The organism is Pseudomonas putida, assembly GCA_041071465.1.
GTDB classification, from domain to species: Bacteria; Pseudomonadota; Gammaproteobacteria; order Pseudomonadales; family Pseudomonadaceae; genus Aquipseudomonas; species Aquipseudomonas putida_P.
Genome location: CP163498.1, coordinates 1610245 through 1625167 on the forward strand (window position 1 = coordinate 1610245; position 14923 = coordinate 1625167).

Genomic DNA, 14923 nt, shown 5'->3' on the forward strand with positions numbered 1-14923 from the left:
GGGCCTCGTCATTTCAGGTTCTGGCGCAACAGCATGGTGCCGCCGCGCTGGGTAAATTCAAGTTGCTGCAGGGCACTCATGCCCAGCAATACGGTGGGCCCGTCCAGGCCCGGTACCACGATGGCGCGTACGTCCTGCAGGCGGATATCGCCCAATTGCAGGCTTGCCAGACGCGTGCGGTAACCCTCGGTACGGCCGTTGGCAGTGCTGAGCAGCACCGGGCTGCCGCGTTCGAGGTTCAACTCGCGGGCCAGCGCTTCAGGGATCGCCACGTCGGTGGCACCGGTGTCGAGCATGAAGTGCACCACCTGGCCGTTGATCGCACCGTCGAGCACGAAGTGCCCTTGGCCGTTGCCCAACAGGCGCACTTCGATAAAACCTTCGCCATGCTCGGACTGCACCTGGCTATTGGGGTTGCGCTGGCTGTCTTCCCATTGGCCGAAAAAGCGCGTGGCAAGGAACAGCGCCGCCGCCCAAGCGACGACCATCAGCACCCTGCCCGCGCGCTTGCCCGGCGCCTGGCTCATGGCTTGGCGCTCCAGCCGCCTTGCGGCGCATCAAAACGCCAGACGATCGGCGGGTTTCGCCATCGGCGCGGGCGCCGTTGTTGTTGTCCAGGCCTATCCAGGCGCCCTTGGCATCGATCACCAGTGCTTCGGCAAGGCCAAACGGCTGCGAATAGCGGCGTGATTCCACCAGCGCATCGGCAGCGAACGACCAGCAACGCTCGACCTTGCCACTGTCGGCATCCCGCCGGCACACCCGGTAGGCGTTACGTTCGAGGGTAAACAGCTTGCCCTCGTACCAGGCCAGGTCGGCGAAATCGCGCGACAAGGCCCGGGCATCGGGCATTTGCGCCGGCTGCATCTCGACCCCGGCCTCGCTCAGCAGCACGCAACTACGCCCGCAGGTCCATACCGATTGCTGGCGCTCGATAGCCACCAGGCCGCGGCGTTCACGCTCGGCGGCCAGCCACAGACGGTCCCCCGCCGGGTTGATCGCCAAGCCTTCGAACAAGGCATTGAAGTTCAGCAACATGCCACTGGCCCGGGCCTGACGCACCATGGCCGGGTCGATCTTCAACCAGTCCGGCTCGCCTTGCAGCGGCAATTGCAGCACCGCGGCATGGGCTTCACTGACCAGGTACAGGTTACCCGCCTGGTCACAGGTGATGCCTTCGAAATCCAGCTCGCCACCGCGAATGTACGACGCTGCCCAGTTGCGCGACTTCAGCCCCCACGGCAGGCCGCTTTCCGGCGGCGTTGGCGGGGTGAAGGTAAGCGGTTGTGCGCGCCAGGTGGTGTTCTGCTGGTCGAAGCGGTAAATGCGGTCGTCGTCGCGATCGGAAACACCCCACAGCCCGCCCCGACATTGCGCCAGGCCAGACAGGTTGCCACCGCGCATGCCATCGATCGGGTGCTCGCCACTGAGCTTCAGCTCTGGCCAGTTGCCCGCCAGGCAAGGCAGGGCAACCAGCGCAAGGCAAACGGCAAGTACTTGCCGAATCAAACCATGACCTCGGCCAGGTTGCCTTTGGTTTCCAGCCAACTCTTGCGGTCACCGGCGCGCTTCTTGGCCAACAGCTTGTCCATCAGCTCGCAGGTGGCCTCCACGTCATCCAGGGTCAACTGCACCAGGCGCCGGGTGTTCGGGTCCATGGTGGTTTCGCGCAGCTGTGGCGGGTTCATCTCGCCCAGGCCCTTGAAGCGGGTGACCTGCGGCTTGCCGCGCTTCTTCTCGGCCACCAGGCGGTCGAGAATGCCGTCACGCTCGGCTTCGTCGAGGGCGTAGTAGATTTCCTTGCCAAGGTCGATGCGGTACAGCGGCGGCATGGCCACGTACACATGCCCGGCCTCGACCAGCGCACGGAAGTGCTGGACGAACAGCGCGCACAGCAGCGTGGCGATGTGCAGCCCGTCGGAGTCGGCGTCGGCGAGGATGCAGATCTTGCCGTAGCGCAGCTGCGCAAGGTCGGTGGCACCCGGATCTACGCCGATGGCCACGGCAATGTTATGCACTTCCTGGCTGGCCAGGACTTCGCCACCGTCCACTTCCCAGGTGTTGAGGATCTTGCCGCGCAGCGGCAGGATGGCCTGGAACTCCTTGTCCCGCGCCTGCTTGGCCGAGCCACCTGCCGAGTCACCCTCAACCAGGAACAGTTCGGCACGCATCGGGTCCTGGCCGGCGCAATCGGCCAGCTTGCCAGGCAGTGCGGGGCCCTGGGTGATGCGCTTGCGTTCGACCTTTTTACTGGCCTTGAGGCGGCGCCCGGCGTTGCTGATGGCCAGCTCTGCCAGTTGCATGCCCAGCTCGGGGTGGGCGTTGAGCCAAAGGCTGAAGGCGTCCTTGACCACGCCGGAAACGAACGCGGCCGCCTCGCGCGATGACAGGCGCTCTTTGGTCTGCCCAGAGAACTGCGGCTCCTGCATTTTCATCGAGAGCACGAAGGAAATGCGCTCCCAGATGTCCTCTGGCGCAAGCTTCACGCCACGCGGCAGCAAATTGCGGAACTCGCAGAACTCACGCATGGCATCCAGCAGGCCCTGACGCAAGCCGTTGACATGGGTGCCGCCCTGAGCGGTGGGGATCAGGTTGACGTAGCTTTCCTGGATGCTGTCGCCACCTTCTGGCAACCACAGCAACGCCCAGTCCACGGCTTCCTTGTTGCCAGCCAGGCTGCCGCAGAACGGCTCGTCGGGCAGACGCTGGAATTCGCTGACCGAATCGACCAGGTAAGAACGCAGGCCATCTTCATAATGCCACTCGACCTTCTCGCCGCTGGCCTTGTCCTCGAAGGTGACCAGCAGGCCCGGGCACAGTACTGCCTTGGCCTTGAGCACGTGCTTGAGGCGGCTGATGGAGAACTTGGCCGAGTCGAAGTACTTGGGGTCGGGGCTGAAGTACACGCTGGTGCCGGTGTTGCGCTTGCCGACCGAGCCGACCACTTCCAGCTCGCTGGCCTTGAAGCCGTCGGCGAACGTCATCTGGTATTCGTTGCCGTCACGTTTGACACGCACGCGCACCTGGGTCGACAGGGCGTTGACCACCGAAATGCCCACACCATGCAGGCCGCCAGAAAACTGGTAGTTCTTGTTGGAGAACTTGCCGCCAGCGTGCAGCTTGGTGAGGATCAGCTCGACCCCGGACACGCCCTCTTCCGGGTGGATGTCCACCGGCATGCCACGGCCGTCGTCGCTGACTTCCAGCGAGTGGTCGGCATGCAGGATGACCTGCACCGAACGCGCGTGGCCGGCCAGGGCTTCGTCGACACTGTTGTCGATGACTTCCTGGGCCAGGTGGTTGGGGCGGCTGGTATCGGTGTACATGCCCGGCCGCTTGCGGACCGGGTCAAGGCCCGAGAGGACTTCGATGGCGTCTGCGTTATAGGCGCTAGCGCTGGGATTGGCCATAGGGTCTCGTCGTCAGTCTGGTGAGTGCAAAAAAGTCAAAATACAGAAAAATCGAGCGCAGCATACTGCCCACGGGCAATGCCGGCGAACGCCAACAGTGCCGGCAGGCGCTCGGCGAAGCCTTGGAAGCTGTGGTCGCCACCGGCCTGAATGCGCAGGGCACAAGCACGGTAATAGCGCTCGGCGTGGCGATAGTCCAGGGTTTCATCGGCGGTCTGCAGCCACACTTGATAGCGGCTGGCATCTACCGGGGCCGGCACTTCCAGCTCGGCCAGTGCCTGCACGTGGTCGTGGGTCAGCTCCCAGGTTTCACCGCTGTAGTGATTGCGCTGGGTGCCCAGGTAACCGTCGAAATGCTTGTGCGGGGTTACCGCCGGGTTGACCAGCAACGCCTTGAGGCCATGGCGCTCGGCCAGATGGGTGGCATAGTAGCCGCCGAGCGAACTGCCCACCAACAGTGGCGCACCAAGTTCGGCGATGGCCGCTTCGAGCTGGGCGATGGCCTGACGTGGGTGGTGGTGCAAGGCGGGCACACGTAGCTGGGCCGACAAGCCCAGTTGCTGCATCACGGCTTCGAGCTGGCGCGCCTTGGTCGAAAGCGGCGAGCTGTTGAAGCCATGGATATAGAGGATGGAACCCGACATGCTGCCCCCGGAATCTGTGGCTTCGCGCCTGATGGTGCGGGCGCAGGGACGCGCAGTGTAGCGCGTTCGCCGGGTTTTGACGCAGTGTCACGGGTTTCGCAACAATTTCTTCAATACCCTGGGCTATCGAAGTCGAGTTTCACAGCGAAGTCCAGCGCCCGCTCCACCCCGGTTTCCAGCCGCCCGTCGGCATGCAGACGCAACCAGCGGTAGCCCGGCTGTTCTTCGCTCACTTTGAAGTCTTCGCTGCGTGCGGCGAACTGGATACAGGTCGACGGAGTAGCCAGCAAACGCCGCCCCCCGCGTACTTCATCCCACTCCTGATGCACATGCCCCCACAGCAAGGCCCGCACCTGTGGATAACCCTCGACAATGTCGAACAGCGCCTGGGCATTGCGCAAGCCGATCGGCGCGATCCAGGCGCAGCCAATGTCCACCGGCTGATGGTGGAAACACACCAGGCAATGCCGCTCGCCCGCATCTTTCAAGGCTTCTTTCAACACGGCCAACTGGCCATCTTCGAGAAACCCGTGGGTAGCGCCGTGCACGGCGGTGTTGAGCATGATGACGCGCCACGTACCCATATCGGTGACCGCTTGTACCAGCTCTGGCGCCACGTGCGCCATCACCTGGGCCTCGTCATGGTTGCCCGGCAACCAGCGGGTGGGCGCGGCAAACGTTGCGGTCAGTTCACGAAACGCTTCATAGGATGCAACGCTGGCGTCCTGGGACAGGTCGCCCGTACACAGCAACAAATCGACAAGCGGCTGCTCGCGCCGCACCTGGGCCACCACATGGCGCAGGCTGTCACGGGTTTTCAGGCCCAGCATGCTGCCGGCCGGGTCGGCGAACAGGTGGGCATCAGTCAGTTGCACCACATGCACGGGGCGGGATTGGTCTGGCGGCGACAACGGCCATCTCCTCGAACGATTTCAGCACGAATTATGGCTGCGCGAAGGTCACGAGCAAACACCCGCAACCGACCCACGTCACAATTCAGCGAACACTTGCCAGTTCATGGCCACAGGCCAGGCAGTGGCTGAGCCATTCACCGAGGAACAGGTTGAGCTGGGCCTTTTCGTCCGGCTGATGCATGGCCGCGTTCGGGTAGGGGTAAATACTGCGCAGGCGCCGGGTGTGTTCGGCGCTGACCACTTCGGCCATGCGTGCATCGTGGTACACCTGCACCTCCAGGTGCGGCACGGGCAACCACGGCAGGCTGTGTTCCTGGCGCACATGCAGGGTGGTGGTATACGGGCAGGCCAGGACCACGTCGAGTACCAGCACGCCAAGCATCTGGTCGCCCTGGGTCATACCGATACGGCGCGAGCTTTGAGTGGTGCGCATGTCAGGCAACAGACGCATCAGCCGGGCGTAGTTGGCCTCGCAGGCTGCCTGCAGCCCGACCAGGTCGACTCGATAGCGCTCACGCAGCAGGTTCACTTCCACATACCTCGTACTTCGTCACGGTTCAGCGCCAGCCATTGCAGGCCAATGATGGTCGCTGCGTTGCAGATGCGCCCGTCGCGCACCGCCTGCAAGGCATCCTCGAACGACCACACACGCACACGGATGTCTTCACCCTCTTCTTCCAGGCCATGCAGGCCGCCCGCGCCCTGGCTGCTGCAACGGCCAAGGAACAGGTGAACATATTCGTCACTACCGCCAGGCGACGGGAAGTAACGCGTCATAGGCCACAGGGCGCTGAATGTCAGGCCAGCTTCTTCCTCAGCTTCGCGGTGAGCGACTTCCTCGGGTTGCTCGTCCTTGTCGATCAGCCCGGCAACCATTTCGATCAGCCAGGGGTTATCGACCTTGTCCAGTGCACCCACACGGAACTGTTCGATCAGCACCACTTCATCGCGCAACGGGTCGTACGGCAGCACGCACACGGCATCATGGCGCACGAACAGTTCACGGCTGATCTCGCGGCCCATGCCCCCGGCAAACAACTCATGGCGCAGGCGTAGCTTGTCGAGCTTGTAAAAGCCCTGGAAGCAATTGGCCCGCTCGATGATTTCGAAGCCCTTGGGCACTGAGTTCAACGCGTCTGACATGGAAATCCTCATTACCTCGAATACTGCTTCGCGCCATCCTACTCTGCACGCCTGCCGGTTTCACCCCTTTCTGGCAACCGCTGGCGCACTCGGGACAGCAGGTCTTCACTCTGTTAGCTTAGTGGCGAACTGAAGGCCGCGCAGACGGTCAAAGGCCGACTTTTCCCTGTTCTGCAAGGATCATCATGACACTTGTCAAACTGACTTCCGTGGCCGTGCTGGCACTCGCTCTAGGCGCCTGCCAGAGCCTGTTCACGCCCAACTACCGGGCTCCGCTCGAGGTCAAGCGCGACGCCTGGGAGCATGTCAAACCCGGCTGCAGCGAGCGTGACTGCCCGCTGGTGAATATCGACATGGTCCACTTCCCGGCCCTGCCCAAGCTCGATGGCATCGTTGAAAAACGCCTGCTGCAATTGACCGAAGACAATCAGCATGGCACCGCGCCAAGCACCCTGCAGGCCTACGAACAGCAATACCTGGCCAATGCCGACAAACGTAACAGCAGCTACTTGCAGGCCAAGGTACGCGAGCAGCATGACGGGCTGGTGATCATCGAGTTGTCCAGCTACCTGGACAGCGGTGGCGCCCACGGCATGCCGGGGCGTGGCTTCATCAACTACTCGCGCAAGCTGGACAAGGTACTGACCCTGCAGGACATGTTGGTGCCGGGCCAGGAGGACACCTTCTGGAAAACCGTCGAGGAGTCACACCGCGCCTGGTTGATGAGCGTGGGCATGGACAAGGACGCCGAGTTCGTCAAAACCTGGCCGTTCAAGAAGTCGCCGCACATCGCCCTGACGTACGGCGCGGTAGTGGTCAAGTACGAGGTCTATGCCATCGCGCCCTACTCCATGGGCCACGTGGAATTGAAGATCCCCTACCCACGCCTCAATGGCGTGCTCAAGCCTGAGCTGTTTCCCGGCCGCGGCTGAGGCTTAGCAGCCCATGCAGCACACCTGCCAGCAGCAATGCTGGCAGGGTAGCGCCCAGTTCCGGTGCATTAGCGGCAATCAGGTGATAGGCCGCCACACCCGCAAACCAGGCCACCAGCGCTTGCCAGTGCAAGCCATCGATTTGCGCAGGCAGGCGACGACGACGGATCACGTAATGGTCCATCAGCACCACACCGAACAGCGGCGCGAATACCGAACCGATCAGCAACAGGAAGTTCTCATACTGGGCCAAGGGGGCCAGCAGGGCGATCAAGGTGCACAGCACGCCGATCGCAAGTGCCAGGTGCTCGACCTTCAGCGGCAGCAGCACACCGGTTGAAACTGCCGCCGAGTGGATGTCGGCGAAGGCTTTTTCCGACTCATCCAGCAGAATCAGCAGCAACGGGATACCCATGCCGGCCCCCGCCAGCGCCAGCAGCAGCGCATTGACTTCGCCACTGGCGGCGAAAGCCAGGGTGTAGGCCACGCCCAGGCTCATCAGCCAGGTGTTGCCGATGAAATAGCCCACGACCGTGCCACCGAACACATGCTTGCCGTTGCGGGCGAAACGCGAGTAGTCGGCAATCAGTGGCAACCAGGACAGCGGCATGGCGATGACGATATCAAAGCCCACCGCCAGGGACATCGAACCGTCACCCGCGCGGCTCCACAGATCAGCCAGGTCGGCCTTGGCGAACAGGTTCCAGGTGAGCCAGACGCAAGCGCCCAGCAGCAACCAGATCCCCCAGGCGCGCAGCACCTTGCGCACGAAGGCCAGTGGCCCGCTGACGGCCAGCAAGGTGGCTAGCGCACCGAAACACAGGGTCCACAGCATCGGGCTGTTCCAGGCACTCTCCTCACCGAAGGCTCGCGCGCCCAACAGGCTGGCAGCATCGCGCATGACGATGATTTCGAACGCGCCCCAGCCCACCAGTTGCAGCAGGTTGAGCAACGCCGGCAAACGCGCGCCATGGCTGCCCAGGCTGAGTTTCAACGTGCCCATGGCGGACAGGCCGGTGTCGCTGCCGATCACCCCGGCGGCGCCCAGCAACAGCACACCGACACCGGTGCCCAGGGCGATGGCCAGCACCGCGCCGGCAAGGCCCAGGCCTGGCGCCAGCATGGCACCGACTTGCAGCACCATCAGGCCGATGCCTAGGGAGAACCACAGCGAAAACAGGTCGCGGGCACCGAAGATACGCTGGTGGGTGGGGACCGGGTGGTCGGGGGAGAATTGGCTGGGTGATGTCATGGTTGGCGCTCGCCGGCAATGTTGTTGGTGTTCTTGGCAAGGACTTCGTCCTCGAATCGCGACGCAAGGCCGCTTCCACAGGGGCCGCGAAGGCCTTGAGCCTTGTGCGGTCCCTGTGGGAGCGGCCTTGTGTCGCGAAAGGGCCGCTAAGCGGCCCCAGCGTTCTTACACTTTGTGGTACAGCTGGCTGCCTTCCTGGCGGAACCGCTCGGCCTGCTCACGCATGCCTTCTTCGACCGTCACATCCACGGCCTCGATCTTGGCGGCGTACTCACGCACTTCCTGGGTGATCTTCATCGAGCAGAACTTCGGCCCGCACATCGAGCAGAAGTGCGCGACCTTGGCCGATTCCTTCGGCAGCGTCTCGTCGTGGAAGGCACGGGCCGTGTCCGGGTCAAGGCCAAGGTTGAACTGGTCTTCCCAACGGAACTCGAAACGCGCCTTCGACAGGGCGTTGTCGCGAATCTGCGCACCTGGGTGGCCCTTGGCAAGGTCGGCGGCATGCGCGGCGATCTTGTAGGTGATGATGCCGGTCTTGACGTCGTCTTTGTTCGGCAGGCCCAAATGTTCCTTGGGCGTGACGTAGCACAGCATGGCGCAACCGAACCAGCCGATCATCGCCGCACCAATACCCGAAGTGATGTGGTCGTAGCCCGGAGCAATGTCGGTGGTCAGTGGGCCGAGGGTGTAGAACGGCGCTTCGTCGCAGCACTCCAGCTGCTTGTCCATGTTCTCTTTGATCAATTGCATCGGCACGTGGCCAGGGCCTTCGATCATGCACTGCACGTCGTGCTTCCAGGCAATCTTGGTCAGTTCACCGAGGGTTTCCAGCTCACCGAACTGCGCGGCGTCGTTGGCGTCGGCAATCGAGCCAGGGCGCAGGCCGTCGCCCAGCGAGAAGCTGACGTCGTAGGCCTTCATGATTTCGCAGATTTCGTCGAAGTGGGTGTACAGGAAGTTTTCCTTGTGGTGCGCCAGGCACCACTTGGCCATGATCGAGCCCCCACGGCTGACGATACCGGTGACACGCTTGGCGGTCAGCGGCACATAACGCAGCAGCACACCGGCGTGGATAGTGAAGTAGTCCACCCCCTGCTCGGCCTGCTCGATCAGTGTGTCGCGGAACAGCTCCCAGGTCAGGTCCTCGGCCACGCCGTTGACCTTTTCCAGGGCCTGATAGATCGGCACGGTGCCGATCGGCACCGGCGAGTTGCGGATGATCCACTCGCGGGTTTCGTGAATGTGCTTGCCGGTGGACAGGTCCATGACCGTGTCCGAGCCCCAGCGGATGCCCCAGGTCAGCTTGGCCACTTCTTCCTCGATCGAGGACCCCAAGGCGCTGTTGCCGATGTTGCCGTTGATCTTCACCAGGAAATTGCGGCCGATGATCATCGGCTCAACTTCCGGGTGGTTGATGTTGGCCGGAATGATCGCGCGGCCACGGGCGATTTCCTGGCGGACGAATTCGGGGGTGATTTCTTTCGGGATGTTGGCACCGAAGCTGTGGCCAGCGTGCTGCTCTTTGAGCAGGCCAGCTGCACGGGCCTCCTGCAGCTTCATGTTTTCGCGGATGGCCACGTATTCCATCTCGGCGGTGATGATGCCCTGGCGGGCATAGTGCATCTGCGAGACGTTGGCGCCCGCCTTGGCACGACGCGGGTTGCGCACATGGGCGAAACGCAGCTTGGCCAGCTCGGCGTCGTTCAGGCGCTGCTGGCCGAAGTCGGAGCTCAGGCCGTCCAGGCGCTCGGTGTCACCGCGGGCGTCGATCCACGCTGAACGCACGTCGGCCAGGCCTTTGCGCACGTCGATAATCACGTTGGGGTCGGTGTATGGGCCGGAGGTGTCGTACACCAGCACCGGGGCATTGGTCTCGCCACCAAAATCGGTAGGGGTGTCATCCAGGCTGATTTCACGCATGGGTACACGGATGTCCGGGCGCGAGCCTTCGACATAGACCTTGCGCGAACGCGGGAACGGTTGCACGGACTGCTGATCGACTTGTGCCGATTCGCTGAGGTTGATCGCTTTTTCTTGTTTGGTCATCACAGGCTCTCCAGACGGCTTCCTAGCAGTGGAATGTCGGGGTGAACCTGAAACGCGCGGACGCACCCTCTTTGGAGTGCAGTGCCGGGTATGGGGGTGCCTGAAGCTGCATGCAGCTGTGACAATCCCGGACCTGGCACAAGAGGCTCCCCGGGAAGGCGAGCAATCTTGTTCCCTACGCAGGCGCTAACCTGATCAGGTTCAACGGGATCCGCACCTCTGCGATCTCAGCCTTTGCTTCAAGGCACCCCGACAAGAACCTGCGCAGTCTAGACTGGAGTGGTCGGCAAAGCCAAGCGGGTAAATGCGCGGATGATGAAAGGCACACCAAGCGATTGTTGCCGGGTGCGCATGGCACTACACTGGCCCGTCGCGCGATACTCAACAGTTCAGTAATTAAATTTCGTACAAGGATTGCCTCTATGCTGCGCAAACTCTCACTGGCGATAGCCGTGTCTTGTGCGTCCAACGGAGTGGTCTGGGCAGCGGACGTGCCCCAATCAGTAAAGACCGACCTGGTCAGCGTCTATCAGGAAGCGGTCGACAACAACGCCGACCTGGCGGCGGCACGCGCCGATTACGGCGCCCGCAAAGAGGTGGTGCCCCAAGCCCGTGCCGGGTTGCTGCCAAACCTGTCGGCCGGCGCCGAAATGCTGAACACGCGCACCAAGCTGGACGAACCATCGACCACCAGCAACCGCAGCGGCAACACCTGGAGCGCCACCCTGGCTCAGCCGATCTTCCGCGCTGACCGCTGGTTCCAGCTGCAAGCGGCCGAAGCGGTCAACGAACAGGCAGCGCTGGAGCTGTCGGCGACCGAGCAGAACCTGATCCTGCAAACCGCGCAGAACTACTTCGCCGTACTTCGCGCACAGGACAACCTGGCCGCGACCAAGGCCGAGGAAGCGGCCTTCAAACGCCAGCTGGACCAGTCCAACGAACGCTTCGACGTCGGCCTTTCCGACAAGACCGACGTGCTGCAGTCCCAAGCCAGCTACGACACCGCCCGGGCCAACCGGATCATCGCCGAACGCCAGGTGCAAGACGCCTTCGAGGCCCTGGTGACCCTGACCAACCGCGAATACACCTCGATCCAGGGGGTGGTGCACACCCTGCCGGTGCAGGTGCCTACACCTAACGACGCCAAGGCCTGGGTAGAAACCGCTGGTCGCCAGAACCTCAACCTGTTGGCGACCAACTACGCGGTTTCCGCCGCCGAAGAAACCCTGCGCCAGCGCAAGGCCGGCCATGCGCCGACCCTTGACGCAGTGGCCAAGTACCAGAAAGGTGACAACGACAACTTCGGTTTCACCAACCCCGCACCAGCCCCCGTCACGCGCTACGGCGGCGATGTCGAGCAGACCAGCATCGGCCTGCAACTGAACATCCCGATCTACAGCGGCGGCCTGACCAGCTCGCAGGTGCGCGAGGCCTACCAGCGCCTGAGCCAGAGCGAGCAGCAACGCGAAAGCCTGCGCCGCCAGGTGGTGGAAAACACCGCAACCTGCACCGCGCGGTGAACACCGATGTAGAGCAGGTACAGGCGCGCAAGCAGTCGATCATCTCCAACCAGAGTGCGCTGGAAGCCACCGAAATCGGTTACCAGGTCGGTACACGCAACATCGTCGACGTGCTCGATGCCCAGCGCCAGCTGTACACCTCGGTGCGCGACTACAACAACAGCCGCTATGACTACATTCTCGACAACCTGAGCCTGAAGCAGGCAGCCGGCACCCTGAGCCCGCAAGACCTGCAGGACCTCAAGCGTTACCTGAAAGCGGACTACAACCCGGACAAGGACTTCCTGCCACCGGACCTGGCGGCTGCCGCGGCGAAGAACTTCGAGCGCCGCCCTTGAGATAGATGTTGGCTTTTTCGCGGGCTCGCCCGCTCCCACAATTCAAATCCTGTGGGAGCGGGCAAGCCCGCGAAGAAAGCGATGCAATAATCAGCGGATAAGCGCACTCAGCCCATCGAGCAAGCGCTGCAGCGCCCCCTGATTGGCCTGCATCACCGCCCTGCCCGCCTCACCCATGCGTTGGGCATCCTGCGGCAGCTCGACCAGACGCCGCACAGCACCGGCCAGTCCATCGGTATCATCCACCTGCTGCAACGCCCCCGCCTCGCGCAGCATCGCGCTGATTTCTAGGAAGTTGAACACATGCGGCCCCATGAGCACCGGCAAGGCAAGCGCCGCAGGCTCCAACGGGTTGTGCCCGCCGGTCGCTACCAGGCTGCCACCGACGAAGGCAATGTCGGCCAAGGCATACAGGAACAGCAGTTCGCCCATGGTGTCGCCCAGCAATACCCGGGTTTGCCCATCGACCGGCGTGCCAGCAGAACGGCGCACGGTGGCGAATTGCTCGCTGCACAACGCGTGTACCGCATTGAATCGCTCGGGATGGCGCGGCACCAGGATCAGCAAGGCATCGCCATGCACCTGCAACAACTGCCGGTGCGCCTGCAAAATCAGCGCATCCTCGCCTTCATGGGTGCTGGCAGCAATCCACACCGGGCGCTGCTCGGCACCCCACTGCTCACGCAGTGCCTTTGCACGTGGTAGCAGTTGCTCATCAATCTGCAGGTCGAACTTGATCGAGCCGGTGACCTGCACGCACTCAGTGCGCGCACCCAGGTCACGGAAACGCTGCGCCTCGGTTTCGGTCTGCACGGCAATCAGGCTCATTTCGGCCAGCATCGGCCGGGTCAGCTTGGCAAAGCGCCCATAACCACGGGCCGAGCGCTCGGATAACCGCGCATTGGCCAGCGCTACCGGAATCCCGCGTTTGGCGCACTGGTGGATGTGGTTGGGCCACAGCTCGGTTTCCATGATGATGCCCAGCTTCGGCCGCACATGGTCGAGAAAACGCCCCGCCGCCCATGGCAGGTCGTAGGGCAGGTAGCAGTGCTGCACGCGCGGTTCGTCGGCGAACATGGCGCGAATACGCTCGGAACCGGTGGGAGTCATGCAGGTAAGGGTGATGGGCAGTTCGGGGTAGGCCTTGAGCAGGGCACGCACCATGGGCGCGGCAGCAATGCTCTCACCCACCGACACCGCATGCACCCAGATGCCGCCCTGGCGCATGGTCGGCAGCTTGAAGGCAAAGCGCTCACCGATACGCTGGCCATAGGCCGGCGCCTTGCGTGCGCGCAGGTACAGGCGCAGCGCAACCAGCGGCAGGCCCAGGTGAAACAGCAAGGTATAGAGTGTTCTGTTCATGGCGGCGAAGTTTACCCGATCGCACGCAGGTGTACTGCAAAGCGCTCGGCCAGCCACTGCGCAGCGGGCCCCAGTGGCTCATCGCGGCGCCAGGCCAGCTCCGCCACCAGCGCCGGCGGGCGCCACTCACTGTCCAGTTCGACCATGTGCGCCTGGTAGGTCGGGTACTGCACCACGTGCCGCGGCAGCCAGGCCCAGCCCAGACCACGCATCAGCAGTTCAGCCATGGCGTAGAAGCTGTCGGCACGCCATACCTGCGGGCTGATTGCCTCGCCGCCAGGGTAACCGCTTTGCTGTGGGGTGATGAGTAATTGCCGGTGGCGCGCCAGTTGCTGGCGGGTTGCCCGGCCTTGCCCCGCGAGCGGGTGGCCGACTGCGCACACCGTGACCATTTCGACGCTGCCCAGGACGCGACGCTCCAGCGAAGACGGGATGCTTTCATGGTGGAAGAACAGCCCCAGATCGGCTCGGCGCTCAACCAGCTTGCGCGCTACATCGCCCTGGGCGCCGCTGGCCAGTTGTACCTCCAGGTACGGGAAGCGGCTGGCCAGTTCGTCGAGGCTGTCGATCACCGGTTGATAAGGCATGGCCTCATCCTGAGCAACCCGCAGCAAGGCCTCCTGCCCACGCATCAGGGCCAGGGCGCGACCATCCAGGTGTTCGCACTGGCGCAGCAGTTCGCGGGCGTCTTCCAGCAACGCGCTGCCACTTTCGGTCAGTTTTGGTTGCCGGCCGCTGCTGCGCTCGAACAACGTGACACCCAAGTCTGCTTCCAGCAGGGCGATGGCATTGCTGATGGCCGATTGGGCCTTGCGTTGTTCGCGGGCCACGGCAGAAAACGAGCGCAATTCGGCGACGCGCAAAAAAATACGCAACTGCTCCAGACTCCATTGCTCAGCCATCATCCTATCCCCATATCAGATAGGTAATGACTTTACCGCATCTGGCCAAGGTCTAGAATGCCCAACCAGTTACCGGAGGATCCCGCCATGAATGCCTACACCTACCTCGCCATTGCCATCTGCGCAGAAGTCATCGCCACCGCTTCGATGAAAGCGGTGAAGGGCCTGAGCACGCCGTTGCCACTGCTGCTGATGGTGGTGGGGTATGGCGTTGCCTTCTGGATGCTGACCTTGGTGGTGCGCAGCATTCCTGTAGGGATTGCCTATGCCATCTGGTCGGGGCTGGGGATTGTGCTGATCAGTGTGGCGGCATTGGTGATCTACGGGCAGAAGCTCGATGTGCCGGCGATGCTGGGCATGGCCATGATTGTGGGGGGCGTGGTGGTGATACAGCTGTTTTCGAAAGCGGCTGGGCACTGAGGCTGGCTTGCCGGCGATAGGGCCCTCTCAGGTATAGCCT

General features: G+C 63.0%; 12 protein-coding genes, 2 pseudogenes and 1 riboswitch. Of the genes and pseudogenes, 3 read left to right on the forward strand and 11 right to left on the reverse strand.

Annotated elements, in window-relative coordinates:
• Window positions 1–8: 8 nt before the first annotated feature.
• From AB5975_07510 to AB5975_07540, 7 genes and pseudogenes are all read right to left on the reverse strand, one after another.
• Window positions 9–527: a TIGR02281 family clan AA aspartic protease gene (locus tag AB5975_07510; GenBank protein XDR21686.1), complete on the reverse strand. Its 519-nt coding sequence runs from the start codon at window positions 525–527 to the stop codon at window positions 9–11.
• Window positions 524–1509, reverse strand: a pseudogene (locus AB5975_07515) (esterase-like activity of phytase family protein). The gene AB5975_07510 and the pseudogene AB5975_07515 overlap by 4 nt, the downstream one beginning before the upstream one ends.
• Window positions 1506–3410, reverse strand: coding sequence for a DNA topoisomerase IV subunit B (parE, locus tag AB5975_07520; GenBank protein XDR21687.1), 1905 nt, complete (start codon window positions 3408–3410; stop codon window positions 1506–1508). The pseudogene AB5975_07515 and the gene parE overlap by 4 nt, the downstream one beginning before the upstream one ends.
• A 35-nt stretch (window positions 3411–3445) precedes the next feature.
• On the reverse strand, window positions 3446–4054 hold the full coding sequence (locus AB5975_07525) for a YqiA/YcfP family alpha/beta fold hydrolase (protein XDR21688.1): 609 nt from the start codon (window positions 4052–4054) through the stop codon (window positions 3446–3448).
• Between the two features lie 110 nt (window positions 4055–4164).
• Window positions 4165–4965 (reverse strand): 3',5'-cyclic-AMP phosphodiesterase, encoded by an 801-nt coding sequence (cpdA, locus tag AB5975_07530; GenBank protein ID XDR21689.1) that lies wholly within the window; start codon window positions 4963–4965, stop codon window positions 4165–4167.
• An 85-nt stretch (window positions 4966–5050) separates the two neighbouring features.
• On the reverse strand, window positions 5051–5503 hold the full coding sequence (locus AB5975_07535; GenBank protein XDR21690.1) for a DUF1249 domain-containing protein: 453 nt from the start codon (window positions 5501–5503) through the stop codon (window positions 5051–5053).
• On the reverse strand, window positions 5494–6111 hold the full coding sequence (locus AB5975_07540; GenBank protein ID XDR21691.1) for an NUDIX domain-containing protein: 618 nt from the start codon (window positions 6109–6111) through the stop codon (window positions 5494–5496). The genes AB5975_07535 and AB5975_07540 overlap by 10 nt, the downstream gene beginning before the upstream one ends.
• 185 nt (window positions 6112–6296) lie before the next feature.
• On the opposite strand from AB5975_07540, the gene AB5975_07545 reads away from it, so the two are divergent.
• Window positions 6297–7043, forward strand: coding sequence for an RsiV family protein (locus tag AB5975_07545; GenBank protein XDR21692.1), 747 nt, complete (start codon window positions 6297–6299; stop codon window positions 7041–7043).
• On the opposite strand, the gene cytX is transcribed toward AB5975_07545, so the two are convergent.
• Both cytX and thiC read right to left on the reverse strand, forming a co-directional pair.
• Window positions 7012–8295, reverse strand: coding sequence for a putative hydroxymethylpyrimidine transporter CytX (gene cytX, locus AB5975_07550; protein ID XDR21693.1), 1284 nt, complete (start codon window positions 8293–8295; stop codon window positions 7012–7014). The two genes, AB5975_07545 and cytX, sit on opposite strands and share 32 nt — an antisense overlap.
• Window positions 8296–8460: 165 nt before the next feature.
• Window positions 8461–10341 (reverse strand): phosphomethylpyrimidine synthase ThiC, encoded by a 1881-nt coding sequence (gene thiC / locus AB5975_07555; protein ID XDR21694.1) that lies wholly within the window; start codon window positions 10339–10341, stop codon window positions 8461–8463.
• Between the two features lie 155 nt (window positions 10342–10496).
• A riboswitch (TPP riboswitch) is annotated at window positions 10497–10603 on the reverse strand.
• A 160-nt stretch (window positions 10604–10763) separates the two neighbouring features.
• Between thiC and AB5975_07560 the strand changes: the two are divergent.
• Window positions 10764–12199, forward strand: a pseudogene (locus tag AB5975_07560) (TolC family outer membrane protein).
• A 90-nt stretch (window positions 12200–12289) separates the two neighbouring features.
• Here the strand turns inward: AB5975_07560 and waaA are convergent.
• Complete coding sequence (gene waaA / locus AB5975_07565) at window positions 12290–13561, reverse strand: lipid IV(A) 3-deoxy-D-manno-octulosonic acid transferase (GenBank protein ID XDR21695.1); 1272 nt, start codon at window positions 13559–13561, stop codon at window positions 12290–12292.
• An 11-nt stretch (window positions 13562–13572) separates the two neighbouring features.
• Window positions 13573–14463: a LysR family transcriptional regulator gene (locus AB5975_07570; protein ID XDR21696.1), complete on the reverse strand. Its 891-nt coding sequence runs from the start codon at window positions 14461–14463 to the stop codon at window positions 13573–13575.
• A gap of 87 nt (window positions 14464–14550) precedes the next feature.
• Here AB5975_07570 and AB5975_07575 point away from each other — a divergent pair, with 87 nt between their 5' ends.
• Window positions 14551–14883, forward strand: coding sequence for a multidrug efflux SMR transporter (locus AB5975_07575; protein XDR21697.1), 333 nt, complete (start codon window positions 14551–14553; stop codon window positions 14881–14883).
• The last annotated feature ends 40 nt before the right edge of the window (window positions 14884–14923 follow it).